The 16,197-nt window shown below is 35.7% G+C and carries 13 protein-coding genes; 2 read left to right on the top strand and 11 right to left on the bottom strand.

Translation table 11 applies throughout. The features are described 5' to 3' along the window. Positions 1–509: 509 nt before the first annotated feature. Positions 510–995 (bottom strand): GNAT family N-acetyltransferase, encoded by a 486-nt coding sequence (locus PBV87_RS00105; RefSeq protein WP_271010684.1) that lies wholly within the window; start codon positions 993–995, stop codon positions 510–512. 581 nt (positions 996–1,576) lie between these two features. Further along, positions 1,577–1,981, bottom strand: coding sequence for a pyridoxamine 5'-phosphate oxidase family protein (locus PBV87_RS00110; protein WP_271010685.1), 405 nt, complete (start codon positions 1,979–1,981; stop codon positions 1,577–1,579). Positions 1,982–2,112: 131 nt separating this feature from the next. Between PBV87_RS00110 and PBV87_RS00115 the strand changes: the two genes are divergently transcribed. Then, complete coding sequence (locus PBV87_RS00115; protein ID WP_053983703.1) at positions 2,113–2,439, top strand: winged helix-turn-helix transcriptional regulator; 327 nt, start codon at positions 2,113–2,115, stop codon at positions 2,437–2,439. A 122-nt stretch (positions 2,440–2,561) separates the two neighbouring features. Here the strand turns inward: PBV87_RS00115 and PBV87_RS00120 are convergent, their stop codons facing one another. Beyond that, positions 2,562–2,864 (bottom strand): hypothetical protein, encoded by a 303-nt coding sequence (locus PBV87_RS00120; protein ID WP_271010686.1) that lies wholly within the window; start codon positions 2,862–2,864, stop codon positions 2,562–2,564. A 159-nt stretch (positions 2,865–3,023) separates the two neighbouring features. On the opposite strand from PBV87_RS00120, the gene PBV87_RS00125 reads away from it, so the two are divergent. Next, positions 3,024–3,500: a hypothetical protein gene (locus PBV87_RS00125; protein WP_053983705.1), complete on the top strand. Its 477-nt coding sequence runs from the start codon at positions 3,024–3,026 to the stop codon at positions 3,498–3,500. Positions 3,501–3,549: 49 nt separating this feature from the next. On the opposite strand, the gene PBV87_RS00130 is transcribed toward PBV87_RS00125, so the two are convergent. From PBV87_RS00130 to PBV87_RS00165, 8 genes are all read right to left on the bottom strand, one after another. Beyond that, positions 3,550–5,703, bottom strand: coding sequence for a PTS sugar transporter subunit IIABC (locus PBV87_RS00130; RefSeq protein WP_271010687.1), 2,154 nt, complete (start codon positions 5,701–5,703; stop codon positions 3,550–3,552). Between the two features lie 311 nt (positions 5,704–6,014). Beyond that, complete coding sequence (nspC, locus tag PBV87_RS00135) at positions 6,015–7,175, bottom strand: carboxynorspermidine decarboxylase (RefSeq protein ID WP_271010688.1); 1,161 nt, start codon at positions 7,173–7,175, stop codon at positions 6,015–6,017. A gap of 10 nt (positions 7,176–7,185) precedes the next feature. Continuing rightward, positions 7,186–8,385, bottom strand: a complete 1,200-nt coding sequence (locus PBV87_RS00140) for a saccharopine dehydrogenase family protein (RefSeq protein ID WP_271010689.1) — start codon at positions 8,383–8,385, stop codon at positions 7,186–7,188. A 59-nt stretch (positions 8,386–8,444) separates the two neighbouring features. Then, positions 8,445–9,287 (bottom strand): polyamine aminopropyltransferase, encoded by an 843-nt coding sequence (gene speE / locus PBV87_RS00145; protein ID WP_271010690.1) that lies wholly within the window; start codon positions 9,285–9,287, stop codon positions 8,445–8,447. A gap of 73 nt (positions 9,288–9,360) precedes the next feature. Then, positions 9,361–10,821 carry an aminotransferase class I/II-fold pyridoxal phosphate-dependent enzyme gene (locus tag PBV87_RS00150; RefSeq protein WP_271010691.1) on the bottom strand — a complete coding sequence of 487 codons (1,461 nt, stop codon included), beginning with the start codon at positions 10,819–10,821 and terminating at the stop codon, positions 9,361–9,363. A gap of 455 nt (positions 10,822–11,276) precedes the next feature. Beyond that, positions 11,277–13,274 carry a glycoside hydrolase family 31 protein gene (locus tag PBV87_RS00155; RefSeq protein ID WP_271010692.1) on the bottom strand — a complete coding sequence of 666 codons (1,998 nt, stop codon included), beginning with the start codon at positions 13,272–13,274 and terminating at the stop codon, positions 11,277–11,279. Positions 13,275–13,420: 146 nt separating this feature from the next. Beyond that, on the bottom strand, positions 13,421–15,349 hold the full coding sequence (locus tag PBV87_RS00160; RefSeq protein WP_271010693.1) for a glycoside hydrolase family 127 protein: 1,929 nt from the start codon (positions 15,347–15,349) through the stop codon (positions 13,421–13,423). 12 nt (positions 15,350–15,361) lie between these two features. Then, positions 15,362–16,195, bottom strand: coding sequence for a carbohydrate ABC transporter permease (locus PBV87_RS00165; protein WP_154668874.1), 834 nt, complete (start codon positions 16,193–16,195; stop codon positions 15,362–15,364). Between the last annotated feature and the right edge of the window lie 2 nt (positions 16,196–16,197).

The raw sequence follows: 16,197 nt of genomic DNA on the forward strand, positions 1-16,197 counted from the left end.
AAAAATTTATTTGCGAATGCAAATGAATTTTTAGCGCAACTTTCGAAGAAAGTTAAGCTATATTTGTCGAGTTGTATCTCTTGACATTTTGTACTGTTAAGTAGTACTGACTCGAATCTTTAAGATTCATTTTGAATCGACTGGTTTAATGGTTACTATTTTATTTTCAATGTTCAAGTTCTTATTTACCAAGGCCTTAGCCCTGTTTATCAGTGGCGTTTTCCGCTGCTGACTTGATTTATTATGCACTATCTTGTTACATATGTCAACCATCTTTTTTAATTTTTTTCTTTTATTTTTGTTTTATTATTATTCCCCTATACTTTTACTCTGTTTTTATAGTCTATATATCCTTTTTCATACCATTCTATACAGCCTTTTCACTACTTTAATAGAAGAGGAGTCATTCACTTTGCATTATTTTTCCCTTAGATTATGCCTGAATAAAATAGGCCATGCCCGGCTCCTTCAATAGGAGCCCCTTTCTCAAATTCAAGTAACTACCGCAATTAATCAAATATGAGTAGCATATCATTCCATTTACTTCCACCATGTGAAGAAGCGGATACGCCTAGATGCTTAAATCCAAACTTTTGATAGTAATGGACTAAATGTTCTTTACAAGTTAATACGATTCCTGTCTTTCCTCTTTCTTTTGAAAGCTTTATAAGATGGCTGACAAGTTGTTCTGCAATACCTTGTTTGCGGTATTGTGGCAATACGTTTAGTCCGAATACGGTTTGATAAGCCCCTTCTGGATTATGGAGTGCTGTATCATGATAGAGGGCATCAGGTAATTCTGGCTTGTCTGTTACACAGCCGTTAATAAACCCTACCACTTTTCCCTCTTCTACTGCCACTATAAAGTTTTCTTGAAACACATTAAAGCGTTTTCGCATATCTTCCACCGTTGCGGCTTCTGCTGGCGGAAAACAAATTTGCTCGATCTTAATAAGTGCTTCTAATTCTTCTTGCTTTGCTTGCCTAACTTCCATAATATTCTCCTCCATTCTATCTATTTTTCTTCATCTAATACTGCTTTTAAAATTGTGTCTATATCTTCATTGATGCTCATGCTTTTATGAGCAAGGAAACGAATAATGACAGATGTATTATACCCTACACCTCATTCAATTAAAATAAGTTTTTTATCTTTAACACGATCTAAAAGCCTTTATAACTTTTCCATATAGGGTACTTCATTTAAAGTATTTGTGTTTCTTTATTACTATCATTCATATAGGCTCCTTTATCTTATCTCAATAGAAGTATCTTCTTTATAAGCGTAATAAAATCAGTCTTTTAAAAAATGGCTACTTATATTTATCTTATAAGTAGCCATTCTATATTCTAATTACTTTATTAATAAGTCTTTATAAATCCTATAGCCCTCATCTTAAAAGCCATTGATTAGCATCTTATGTATTACATCTTTATGTTCTTCTAAGAATGTCTGGATTGTACTTAATGCAATTTCAGCGGCTCTATGTTTAGGAAATCTAAACTTAACTGTTGAAATACATCAAAAGGCAATAGAGCATAATCCTTTACTGATTACTTGTATCAACCAGCTTCTTTAGCATGCATATACTTTAGGTGGGTTACCTGAAAAATCTGCAATAACAGCTTCAGCTTCTTCAAGGTAGAAGATTTCAAAAATAGGATTTTCTGCTGTTTGATAAATAGATTTTACAAGTGGACTTGCTTCAATAATTGTGGCTTTGATTTCTAAATCATTAGAAAATACTGTTTTCCCACTTAGTCTCATCCAAGCAAATTCTGGACTTGATGTTACAAGCTCTATATAAGGGTTATTTTGTAATTCTTTATAAACCTCTTTCTCATTGCTTGTGCAAAAATAAAGTTTACCTTCGTTTTCAAGCATAAATTGGAAAGGTCTTGCTTTAGGCCTTCCATCAAGTCCTACTGTTGCAAAATATTGTACTGTATTGTCCTTTAAAAATTGAACCACTTCTTTCATTTTTCATTCCTCCACTATTATAAGTTGCAATTAATTGCTTATATGCTTATAATAATTCCAAATGTATCTTTTGAAAAGTAAGCACTTTAAAGTGCTATAGGTACCTATAAGAAACTATTGGAGGCATACATATGTCAAAACTATTACCACCATGTCCTGTGGAGACTACCCTACTTCTTATTGGTGATAAGTGGAAGGTCTTAATCCTTAGAGATTTACTTGATGGCACCAAACGTTTTGGAGCATTAAAAAACTCTGTGGGAACAATCAGTCAAAAAGTATTAACACAGAATCTACGTAAAATGGAAGAGGATGGACTTGTGATTCGTACCGTCTATCCTGAAGTTCCTCCTAGAGTAGAATACTCATTAACAGAGCTTGGCTATAGCCTACAACCTATTATGAATGCCTTAGGAGAATGGGGCGAATACTATCAGAATCTCACCAAAGAATATTAGGCTCATCATTCTTTATAAGTACAAGAAAAGCATTAGAATTTTATCATTCTAATGCTTTTATCTTCTTTATTTTGCATATGATTTTCAAAGAAAGTAACGACTGCTCTCTTAATTCATAAATACTATCTTAATGTATTACGTCTGTGATCATAAAAAGTCGATTCAAAAATGGTATTAATCAATGCTAAAATAAATCCTAGTAAAATGACTACGATAAAAAAGTTTACAGCAAAGAAATTACACAAATAAATTGTCCCGAGTACAGCAACAGCTAAACTGCTATATTGCCATACTTTCTTACTTTCTAACTCTCTTGTTTTAGCCTGTACCTTTTCGAACGGCTCATATTTACTTTGATTAAGTTTTTCAAAAAGAAACTCAAACCCCAAGTCTGCTGCAATAATAATGATAAGATTAAGTAGCATACTCTTCCCTCACTTTAGTATAATTTTTGAGCTTTATGTAAGTCCAATAATAGTATTATACGCCTAACTTGTGTAGAATGCAAAAAGGACTCATAATTTATAGTATTTTTGAAAAAACTAAATATAGTCGTTATGTAATGATTTTGTAAAGGAGTTTCTATGAAAATTATAAGTTTTAAACATTACCTATGCTCTCTTATTTGTTTAATTTGTATCGGCTCTTTAAGTCTAACACTCTTTGCTAGTTCTACTTCCACTATAGATATGCAGCTCACTTCTTCTATAAGTGACCTTAAAGACATTGAAAACCAGGTCGTAAATTCAGCAAAAACTATTTATATCAATAAACTCAATAATAAAGCAAATGATGCAAATCAATCTTCTCTAGACTTATATTCACAAAAAGTCACTCAAATTCGTTCTAATCTTGCTCAGTTAAATAATGATACTACGCTTAATAAAGCTCAGAAAACTAAAACCTCTACGCTTATTGCTACTGCCTCCTACATGCTCTTTTTAATTGGGAACTTAGGTGACTATATTCATTCAACTGACCCTATGGAACAATTTGATCTACTCTCTACCCACTTCCAAGTACTCTCTCTCATTACACAAATCTTTAGTTATATAGAATAAAAAAGACTAAGTAAGATTTTCCTTACTTAGTCTTTTTTATTTATATGAATTAACCTATTTGAACACGGTTACTTTCTTTTGCTTTTACAGCTCCTGCTTTAATCTGAACACTTTCTTCTGGTGTTAAGTCTGTAAAGAGAACTGGTGTCATGATAGATGGTACTTTATCACGTATTGCTTCAATATCAACAGTTAATAATAAATCTCCAGCTTTTACATGTGTTCCTGCTTCTACATGTGTTGTAAAGCCTTCTCCTTTAAGTGTAACTGTATCAATACCAAAGTGAATTAATACTTCGCGTCCACTATCACTCATAATACCAATCGCATGTTTTGTTGGGAATACATTCACAACTTCACCTGATACAGGTGCATAAACTTGACCATTTGCTGGATTAATAGCAAATCCATCACCCATCATTTTTTCTGCAAATACTGGGTCTGGAACAGTTTCTAATGCTACTAATTCACCTTCAATTGGCATAAGTACTTCTAACTTTCCATTTGAAGCTGGTTTTTCTACTGCTTTTGGTTCTTCTTTTGCAACTGTTTTTGTTGCTTCTGGAGTAGGTGTTTTCCCTTCGATGATATCTAAGATATCATTTTTGATAATATCAGAACGTCCACCAAAAATCGCTTGAATATTATCGCCTACTTCCATAACACCACTTGCTCCAAGTGCTTTGATGCGGTCTTTATCAACTGCAGCTACACTTCTTACAGAAACACGTAAACGTGTAATACATGCATCTAAGTTTGTAATATTTTCTCTTCCGCCAAGTGCTTCTAATACATTATGTGCTAAGCTTAAGCCATTGTCACCTTCACCTGTAGTAGCATCATCATCTTCGCGTCCTGGTGTTTTTAAATTAAATTTCTTAATAAAGAAGCTAAATGTAAAGTAATAGATTGGGAATAAAATAGCCCCAACAATAATAACGTAAATCCAGTTAGTTGGAACACCTGCGCCTGCTGGTAAAAGTCCAAATAACGTAAAGTCGATTAATCCGCCTGAGAATGTCATACCAATGAATACGTTGAAAATATCCATAAGCATAAAGCTTAAACCTGCAAGTACAGCATGTACACCATAAAGAACTGGTGCTACGAATAAGAATGCAAATTCAAGTGGTTCTGTAATACCTGTTAATGCAGCTGTTACAGCAGCTGAAATAAGTAAACCTGCTACTTGTTTTTTACGTTCTGGTTTTGCTGTACGATACATTGCAAGTGCTGCACCACTAAGACCAAAGATCATGAATGGGAATTTACCTGCCATGAAACGTGTACTACCTTTTACAACTTCACCCATAACATCTGGTGTTGCACCAACAAGTGCACCCATGTTTGAAAGTTGTGCAAAGTAAGCTGTATTCGCACCATCAATAAGCATTGTTCCGCCACCATCTAATAATACATTAGATTGTACAAAACCTGTAAACCAGAATGGTGTGTAGAATACGTGATGTAATCCTACTGGAATAAGAGAACGTTCAATTGTACCATATAAGAATGTCCCAATTGGACCTGATTCATTTACAAGACCTGCAATAACAGCAATACCATTTTGAAGGACTGGCCATGCCATCGCTAAAACAACCCCGATTGCTAACATTGTTACACAAGTTACAATTGGAACGAATCTAGAACCACCAAAGAAACCGAGTACTTGTGGTAATTGAATCTTATGATATTTATTATGTAAGAGTGCTGCTGTTACCCCGGCGACTATCCCACCAAATACTGAAATATTTAATGTAAAGATACCAAGTGTTGTTGTTACATATGTAGCATATTGTGCTGGAATATTATCTGGTGTAATTACACCAAGTGGTGTAATACCTAATGCTAAAACAGTAGAAATAGTTTGATGCATAACAATGAAACCGATACCAGAAGCAAGAGCTGCTGTACCTTTGTCTGCCTTAGCAAGACCTACTGCAATCCCGATTGCAAAGAGTAAAGGTAAATTTGCAAATACAATATCCCCTACGTTTTTCATGATTGTTAAAAGTGCCGTAACCCATGGGATACTTACAAATTGGATTAAACCTTCATAGATAGCTGGTGGGTTTTGAAGTGTTGTTAAGTTTAAAAACGCTCCACCTACACCTAATAAAATACCGGCTGCTGGCAATAAAGCAATAGGAAGCATGAAGGCTTTTCCTACACGTTGTAAAACGCCAAATAATTTACTAAACATGTTTTCTCTCCTTTATTCAATTGAAGTTACTAAGTTACTAAGTTATTCAGTTATTTAAACAACAAAAAAAGCATAAACTTTCTCCTGTAAAAATCATAAAACTTAAGTTTTATAACTGTTATAGAGAGAAAAGTTTATGCCAGCTTATCTGTAACACACTTTAAACTTATTAACTTATGTTATTTTGTAGTTGTAGTATACTATCTTTTTAGTCAATATGTCAACTTTTTCTTCAAAATAAGTCATATTTTTTATCATCATAGCTCTATTTTTACAATTTTATCATAATAGTATTATCATTACTTACAATATTACAGTCTTGATTTAAAGTCTTCATAACCAAAAGATTTTACTTGTACTAAACCTGTTTCTTCCTTATAAAGGAGTATATCCGGTAAGTTAATCCCATTAAAAGTATTGTTCTTTACCATTGTATAATGACCCATATCTGTGAAAACAAGCTGGTCACCTACTTGCAATGGCTCAGGGAAAGAATAGTCTCCTATTACGTCTCCAGCAAGGCAAGTAGCACTCCCCAGTCGATAAGTATAAGGGTATTCTCCTGGTAGTCCTGCCCCTATAATCTGTGGGCGATAAGGCATCTCTAATACATCTGGCATATGGCATGCAGCTGATGTATCTAGAATAGCTAGATCCATTCCATTTTGTAAAGTTTCTAAAACAGTTGAAACTAAATACCCTGTATTTAAAGCCACTGCTTCACCTGGTTCTAGATAAACTTTAACTTTATATTTATCTTGTATGCGATCAATACATGTAATCAGTTTCTCTACATCATAGTCTGGTCTTGTAATATGATGTCCACCACCAAAATTGATCCATTTCATTTCGCCAAGGTATGCTCCAAACTTCTCTTCTACTGCATCTAAGATACGTTCAAGGGTATCTGAGTTTTGCTCACACATGGCATGGAAGTGAAGTCCATCTATGCCCTCTAGTGTACCTAAGGCTTCTAATCCTTGTTCAAACTGTTCAAGTGTTGTACCAAGTCTGGAATTTGTAAAACATGGATTGTAAAGATCGGTTTCAATCTCTGAATACTCTGGGTTAATACGAAGTCCACAAGAGATTTTTTTGTTATGCGATGCGCAGTATGCTTCTACTTGTGGCTTATATTTTTTCCATTGATTAAAAGAATTAAAAACGATATGATCGGAGTAACTCATAATCTCTTCAAATTCATTTTCTCTATAGGCTGGAGCATAAACATGGACTTCTTTCCCCATCTCTTCGTAGCCAAGTCTAGCTTCGAAGAGTGAGCTTGAAGTGACCCCTGATAAATACTGACCTATAAGAGGAAAGGTTGCATACATTGAAAAACCTTTTTGAGCAAGAAGAATTTCACATCCTGTACGCTTTTCAATGGATTGAAGCAATTCTAAGTTTTTGGTAAGTAAACGTTCATCTACTATATAACATGGGGTAGATACCCCCTCATAGTACTTTTTCATTGTGTACCTCTTAATCTACTAAAGTTGGATTAAATGTTTCTTGCCATGGTAAGCCCCATTTGTTAAGTGCATCCATGAATGGATCTGGATCGAACTCTTCTACGTTAAATACTCCTGGTTTTTTCCATTTACCTGTAAGTACCATCATGGCACCAATCATAGCTGGTACACCTGTTGTATAAGAAATCGCTTGTGAGCCAACTTCTTTATAACATTCTTCGTGATCACATACGTTGTATACGTAGTAGTTACGTGGTTCGCCGTCTTTTACCCCTTGCATAATACAACCAATGTTTGTTTTACCTTTTGTTCTTGGACCAAGTGATGCTGGATCTGGTAATACTGCTTTTAAGAATTGAAGCGGTTGGATTTGTTGACCATTGTATTCAATAGGTTCAATAGATGTCATCCCAACGTTTTCAAGTACGTTAAGGTGTGTAATATATTTTTGTGAGAAGGTCATGAAGAAACGAATACGTTTAATACCATTTAAGTTAAGGGCTAATGATTCTAATTCTTCATGATGTAAAAGATACATATCTTTTTCACCGATTTCTGGGAACTCGTATACTTTCTTAATTTCAAGAGGTTCTGTTTCTACCCAATTGCCATTTTCAATATAGCTGCCTTTTGCAGTGATTTCACGAATATTGATTTCTGGATTGAAGTTTGTCGCAAATGGATAACCATGATCACCAGCATTAGCATCTAAAATATCTAAGTAATGGATTTCATCAAAGTAATGTTTTTGTGCATAGGCACTAAATACACCTGTTACACCAGGGTCAAATCCACAACCAAGAACAGCAGTAATCCCTGCTTGTTCAAAACGCTCTTTGTATTCCCATTGCCATTTGTATTCAAATTTAGCTGTATCTTTTGGTTCGTAGTTTGCTGTATCTAAGTAATCTACACCTGTTGCAAGACAAGCATCCATGATTGTTAAATCTTGATAAGGTAGGGCTACGTTAATGACAAGGTCTGGTTTGAAACTTTCAATTAAATCAATAACCTCTTGTGTGTTATCCGCATCAACCTGTGCTGTATGTATGATTGTTTTGCCTCCGTCTAACTTTTCTTTTAAGGCATCACATTTTGATTTTGTACGACTGGCAATACAAATTTCTTCAAATACCTCATGATTTTGGCAACATTTGTGAACCACTACGCTAGCTACACCACCAGCTCCAATAATTAATGCTTTTCCCATTTTTCATCTCCTCCTAGAGTCTACATATTTTTTGATCTATTTAAAGTAAGATAAATAGCCTATTTAAGTAATTTTTGAATGTAATTGGGTAGGGCAAAAGCCCCTCTATGTAAAGTTGTATTGTAATAATCTGTTTCAATCCCTAGCTGATTCCACTTTTCTTCATCTAAGTCTTCTATTGGATGATAAGCTTTAGAAGCAAATCCAAAGAGCCAGTAGCCTGTTGGATAGGTTGGAATATGCGCTTGATAAAACTGAGTGATTGGAAAACATCCTTCTAAAGATGCATAAGCTCTCTTTAGTGATGCAGCATGTTCACTATAATAAGGACTTTCATGTTGATTAATTAAAATCCCCTTGTCTGTTAAAGCTTTAAAGCAATTGCCATAAAAGGCTTTTGTATAAAGTCCTTCACCAGGTCCAAATGGATCTGTAGAATCTACAATAATTAAGTCATAGTGATTTTCTTTGGCACGAATAAAGCGAAGCCCATCCACATAATAAATTTGTACACGTGCATCTTCTAACTTACAAGCTGTTTGAGGAAGCCATGCTTTACAAGCTTCTACAACCATCTCATCGATTTCTACAAGGTCAATTTCATCAATGGATGGATATTTAGTAAGTTCGCGCACTACACCACCATCTCCACCACCTATAACAAGAACACGTTTCACATTAGGGTGTATGGCCATCGCCACATGTACCATCATCTCATGGTAAATAAATTCATCCTTTTCAGTAAGCATCATACTGCTATCTAAGGTGAGGAATCTACCAAATTCATTGGATTCCATAATATCAATCCTTTGAAACCTACTTGTATGAGAATACAAATGCTTATCTACTTTAATAGAAAACTTCACATTGGGACTGTGTTCTTCCTTGTACCATAATTCCATTGGCTTCACCCCTTTCATTATCTCTATATAAAATACCCATTATTTGTTCTTCATCCCATCTTATCTATCACATTTAATAGGGATTACCTTGCACGATATTAATCTTTTCAATTTGAGGATCTTCAGTACCTGTCATAAAGCACCCTTTTGCCTTAGCATATTGAATGTAATCTATAATTTCAGGTGTAATATACTCCCCTGGTGCTAAAATAGGTATGCCTGGTGGATAACACATCACAAATTCACTACAGATTTTACCTTCACTTAATCGAAGTGGAACCTGTTCTTTATCTGCATAAAAAGCATCTGCAGGTGTCATTGCTACATGAGGGTCTACATATTCATGGTTCAGCATACCTGATTTATCTTTAGCATAAAGTCTTTTGATTTCTGCTAAAGCAGCGATTAGTCTTTCAATTGCTAAATCTTTATCACCTACTGATAAAATCGCTAAAATATTACCGATATCACCAAACTCTATTTGAATATCATATTCATCTCTAAGCATGTCATAAACTTCAATTCCCGCAAGCCCAATGTCACGAGTGTGAATAGAGAGTTTGGTTACATCAAAGTCATAACAGGCATTACCATCTATAATCTCTTTACCAAACGCATAGTAGCCACCCATCTCATTGATTTCACTTCTAGCATATTGGGCAAGCTCTATGACACGATCAAAGATTTCTTTGCCATTTATAGCTAGATTCTTACGTGAAATATCTAAAGATGCCATCAATAGGTAAGAACCACTGGTTGTTTGGGTCAAGTTAATAATTTGTCTTACATAACCTGGATTGACATCATTTTGAACAAGCAAGAAGGAGCTTTGTGTAAGTGACCCGCCTGTTTTATGCATACTGACAGCTGCTAAATCTGCGCCTGCTTCCATTGCTGAGATAGGTAGATCATCATGGAAATAAAAGTGTGTGCCGTGGGCTTCATCGACTAAGACTAATAGACCATGTTGATGGGCTAAATCCACAATTTTTTTAAGAGGTGAACAAACCCCATAGTAAGTCGGATTATTGACTAAAACTGCTTTCGCATCTGGATTTTCTATAATCGCACGTTCCACATCTTCATAGGACATCCCAAGAGGTATTCCTAATGCTTCATTCACACCAGGATTGACATAGACAGGCACTGCACCACATACAACCAGTGCATTAATGGCACTACGGTGTACATTACGTGGCATAATAATTTTCTCACCTTTTTTACAAGCACTCATTACCATCGCCTGCACAGCTGAAGTTGTACCACCTACCATCAAAAAGGCATGCTTTGCACCAAATGCATCTGCTGCTAATGCCTCTGCTTCTTTAATGACCGAAACAGGATGGCACAAATTATCAAGTGGCTTCATAGAATTTACGTCTACACTCATACATTTTTCACCTAGAAAATCAGTGAGTTCTTTATTTCCTTGCCCCCTTTTGTGACCTGGCACATCAAAAGGGACTGTACGACTTGCTTTGTACTGTTCTAGTGCCTCAAAAATAGGCATTTTGGATTGTAAAAGTTTGTTCATTTCGCTCTTTCCTTTTCACAAATTTTACCCTTTATAAAAATAAACTTTTTGTTTACAGTTGTTAAACTTACTTTTCGAATTATACAAAGTTTACATTTATTCGTCAATATAAACTTTGGTTTAACTTTATTATAAACTGATTAAAAATTTAGTAAGAGTATCATAATATCCATTTTTATAGCACTTCATATTAACGTTGTGTTTACAAGGTTTATATCAATAAAATTTATTATTTTAAGTATAAAATTTAGTAATACTGTTATTTTATTTTTTATTTTTATCTTTTTAATTTTTCTAACATGACAACAATAATGTTTTTAAAATTTAGTAATACTATACTTTTATTTTTTATAATTTTTTTCAAAAAAAAGAGTGGCAGTCTCTATTTAATCTGTCACTCTTTTACTCTTTTTTTACTTATTTTATCTCTCTATTCATTGATGTATAAAGCCTACCTAAAATATCTGCATTTCATCTCTAATAAATACAGGAATTTGCTCAAGAGGTGCCTGAACTTGCAAAGTTTGCCCACCTAAAAACTTCTCTTTTGTCCATAGATGGGTCCATGTGGATCCTTTTGGCAAATAGATCATCCTTTCTCTTACACCTTCATATAAAATAGGTGCAACAAGTACATCTGGGCCAAACATATATTGATTTTCTATTTCCCACGCCACATCATCCTTAGGAAAATCATAGAAGAGTGGTCTCATGACAGGTGTTCCCTTTTCATGAGCTGCTTGCATCAATTGTGTGATATAAGGTTTTAACTGCTCTCTCAGCTCGAGATATTGTTTACAAATTGTATAAGCCTCTTCACCAAAGCTCCATACTTCATTATCTGCACCTGATAGGCATGCTGCTCCTCCTGTTGTGCCTTGTTGAGATTTGTGTGGTTCACGGTCTCCATGGAGCCTCATAACCGGGCAAAATGTCCCATATTCAAACCATCTTATAAGTAGCTCTCTAAAATGTGGATCTTCTATATGACCTCCATGGAATCCGCCTATATCCGTTGTCCACCAAGGAATGCCTGCAATACCCATATTCAATCCAGCAGCTAACTGATTACGAAGGCTTTCAAAGCTTGAGTGGATATCTCCAGACCAAACCAATGCTCCATATCTTTGTGATCCTGCCCATGCACAACGTAATAAATTAATAATGTTTTCTTGCCTTGCTTCTTGCATCCCATCAAAAAATGTTTTGGCATACATGACTGGATAGATGTTGCCCACTTGTACATTTGCCCCTAAATGATAACGATAGTTATCAAAATCATAGACACTATATTCTGGCTCTGCCTCATCTAACCAGAATATTTTAATCCCTTTATCATAATAATTTTGCTTGGCTTTATCCCATAGATAGGCTCTAGCACCTGGATTCGTGGCATCATAATGAACGGTATTGCCCATATAATCCATACTCATTCTAAAGCCCCGTTCCGTACGAATAAGATAGCCCTTCTCTTTCATTTCTTGGAAGTTCTCACTTCTATAGTCTACAGTCGGCCAAATAGATACCATAAGCTCAATGCCTAGGGTTTTAAGTTCTTCGATCATGCCCTCTGGATCTGGCCAATAGGTCTTATCAAATTTCCACTCTCCTTGTAAGGGCCAGTGGAAAAAGTCTACGACGATCACTGAGATGGGCAAGCCTCTTTTCTTATATTCCCTTGCTACTTTAAGGAGTTCTTCTTGATTTTGGTAACGTAATTTACATTGCCAAAATCCCATAGCATACTCAGGCATCATGGGTACAGTACCTGTTACTTTTGCATAAGCTTCTTCGATTTCAGCAGGTGTATCCCCTGCCGTAATCCAGTAATCTAACACTTTAGTAGACGTTGCATACCAAGATGTCACATTCTTACCAAAGGTTACACGTCCTACTGCAGGGTTGTTCCATAGCAATCCATATCCTAAAGAAGAAATCATAAAAGGCACACTGGCTTGTGAATTACGATGGGCAAGTTCTAAGTCGCTTCCTTTCAAATCAAGATAAGGTTGTTGATATTGGCCCATCCCATAGACTTTCTCTATTGGATTAGATTCAAAACGCATGGTTAAGGCATAATCCCCTCCACATAGTGGCTTAAATTCTCGTCCTTCAATTTCTAGTGCACTACAATAAGTGGCTTGAATGTCCATACGATTTCTCACATACTCATCAAGTAAGACTTTGCCCTCTATATTGTAAAAGGTGAGTTTCCCCATAGCTGTCAGTTTAGCAATGAGCTTACCATTTTGAATACTTGCACCTTCACTGCTTATGTGAATGACTGTACAACATGGGCTAGGGTTAGACAACAATGCCCAATCCTCTTCTGGCATTTGATACATTTTGGTTGCCCTTACACGCAATCCATTCGTTCCCCATCCCTCAATCCATAGGGTTTCTGCATCATACTTAAAAATAAGACGCCCATTATTCTCACTCCATCTACTCATATCTATCCCTCTTTCTTATTAATGTACCCATCCTCATTCCTTAATAACGTAAAAACGTTAGACCTTAGCAACGCTTGATCTTATAAAAAGACCTCTCGAATGAATCTTAATCTCCGAGAGGCTTTCTTTTTACATGGTTTCTATCTTCAATTAAATGTTTTCATCCATACAAGCATTTCCCCTACGCCTCTATTATTCCAGTAAGGATAAGGTATCGCCTGGAGGGTTGTATCCACCATTTTAGGCTTATGGGTACTATAGAGTTTAGCCTTATCCCAACTCTCTGTTTCTACACGTTTGCCTGATACTTTTAGTTCTACAATCCCCTTCCAGTTTGCTGAAGGCATTTCTTCGATTGCTTTTGTTGTATCTACATACAGACTTGATAAGTTGTCGCCGTTATCTTTTTCTTCTAAACAATAAACAAGTGGTCCCCTTTGTAAGGCTACTTTCCCTACATCTGCACGTACACTAGGATTTGCATAAATCCATCTTGCTGGTGCTAAGAAGGATACGTTGATCTCACTTTCTGCATCAATCAGAATATAAGCATAGCCTTTTTCTACTGCATACGGAGCTTCCTCACCATTTACCATTACCTTATAAGTTTCAGCATAATCCGGTACACGGAGGGCTACCTTTATAGGTGCATTAGGCTTAGCAATATGAAGTGTATAGCTATTATTTTGTGGGAAACAGGTGGTTAACTGTACCTGTATATTTTCATTTTCCAATGGTATGCAAGTATCATTTGAGATGAAAAGTTGTACAAATAACGTACGTTCTTCTACTGTATAAATGTATTGCCCAAGTGATGCCAATGTTCTTGCGATATTAGGTGGGCAACAAGCTACACCAAACCATTTCTGTCTAATGGGCTTAACATGCTCTTTAGAAGTACGATGGATACATGCCTCTGGCCACACTTCAAGAGGATTCACATAGAAGAAGCTCTTACCATCTAGTGCAATACCTGCTAGAACAGTATTATAAAGGGCACGTTCTACCACATCTATGAAAGTTGCATCTTTGGTCATTTGTGCCATACGCAATCCAAAAAGGGCAAGCCCAATAGAAGCACAGCTTTCTGAGTAATTGTATTCATTAGGTAGATCATAGTCTGTTGTGAAACGTTCCAAAATGCCAGAAGATCCTATACCGCCTGTTATATACATACGTTTTGTGACAATGTTATCCCAAAGCTTCATACACGCCTTATAAAGAGATTCATCTTTGCAATACTTTGCAAGATCCGCCATGGCACAGTACATATAAACCGCTCGTACTGCATGCCCTTCAGCTGTTTCTTGCTCTCTAACAGGTAAGTGAGACTGTGAGTAACGTGGATCATAGTCTTTAAATTCTGGGAAAATATATTGATAACCAGGTCGTGCCATCTCTTTTAAGAAATAGTTTTCGCCTACGCCTCTTGTATCAATGAAGTATTTGGCCATCTCTAAATAACGTTGATTTCCAGTCACTTCATAAAGCTTAATCAAACCTATTTCAACTTCTTGATGTCCTGGATAGCCATGGATTTTGCCTGCTTCACTTCCAAAGGTCTCACAAATTAAATCTGCAAATTTCATAACGATTTCTAAGAAGCGTTTTTTACCTGTCCCTTTGTAATAGGCTACAGCTGCCTCCATCATATGCCCTGCAGTATACAATTCATGTCCCTCACACAAGTCTGTCCATCTATCTTCTGGAGCCTTCAATGTGAAGTAGGTATTTAAATACCCATCTTCACATTGTGCTTTTCCAATGGTTTCAATGACTCGATCTGCCATTTTTTCAAGGGCTTCATCTTTATGAGTAGCAAGTGAAAAGCCTACTGCTTCTAACCATTTTGCTACATCTGTATCTTGGAAGACAGCGCCATAAAACGCACCTTCTGCTTCTTTCGCAGCAATTTTAAAGTTTTCAATACAATGGCTAGATTCTGCATCTTCAATAAGATCATTCATCGCCTCCCATTGGTAAGGGATGATGACATTTTTTACTAAATCAATATGTTTAGACCAAAAGAGGTCTTGAATGTTTATTTGTTCTAAAGGTATAGATTTTGGTTGCATCACGAAACTCCTTTATGCCTTTACGGCTCCATTTGTTAATCCACTTACAATATATTTCTGCATAAAGATAAAGATTAAGATGATTGGGAATATGGCAATGATCCCGAAGGCCATTGTTGAATTCCATAAGGTTTGATATTGTTGTACATAATTATAGATACTTGACGTAATTGGTCTCATTTTGGGGTTGGTCATAAAAGTAATACCATAGATTAAGTCACCCCAAGCGTATACAAAGGAGAAAACTGCAGCTACTACAACACCTGGTTTGGCAATAGGTAGCATCACTTTTACAAAAGCTGATAGATGTCCACAGCCATCAATCTTTGCGGCTTCATCTAATTCTTTTGGAATAGAGATAAAGTACGTACGTAAGATGATAACAGAGAAAGGAATACCGATCGTTGCATCTGCTAAAATAGGTGCTAAATAATTATTAAGAAGCTTCATATTTGAGAAATTGATATATAAAGAAGTTAAAACTAAAGTGGATGGTAGCATTTGTGTAATAAGGAAGAGTAAAATAATGATTTTCTTCCCCTTAAATTTAAAACGTGCCAATCCATAAGCTGCTGGAATAGAAAGGACTGTAGAAATAACGGTTGCACCTGATGCAATGATTAAACTATTTTTAAAACCTTGTAGTGTATCACTAGAAGAGGATAATTGCTTCTGAAATGCTTCAAAAGTTAGATTTTCTGGCCATAATGGTGTAGGTATCTGGAAAATCTCCACTTGTGTTTTAAGGGCTGTTACGATCATCCAATACAATGGGAAGATTAAAACAAGGAAGATGAGTCCACCAATAAGGAAAAGCATGAGCTTTTGTTTATTTTCGTTTGTCATTT

The organism is Holtiella tumoricola (assembly GCF_027857615.1).
Taxonomy (GTDB): Bacteria; Bacillota; Clostridia; order Lachnospirales; family Cellulosilyticaceae; genus Holtiella; species Holtiella tumoricola.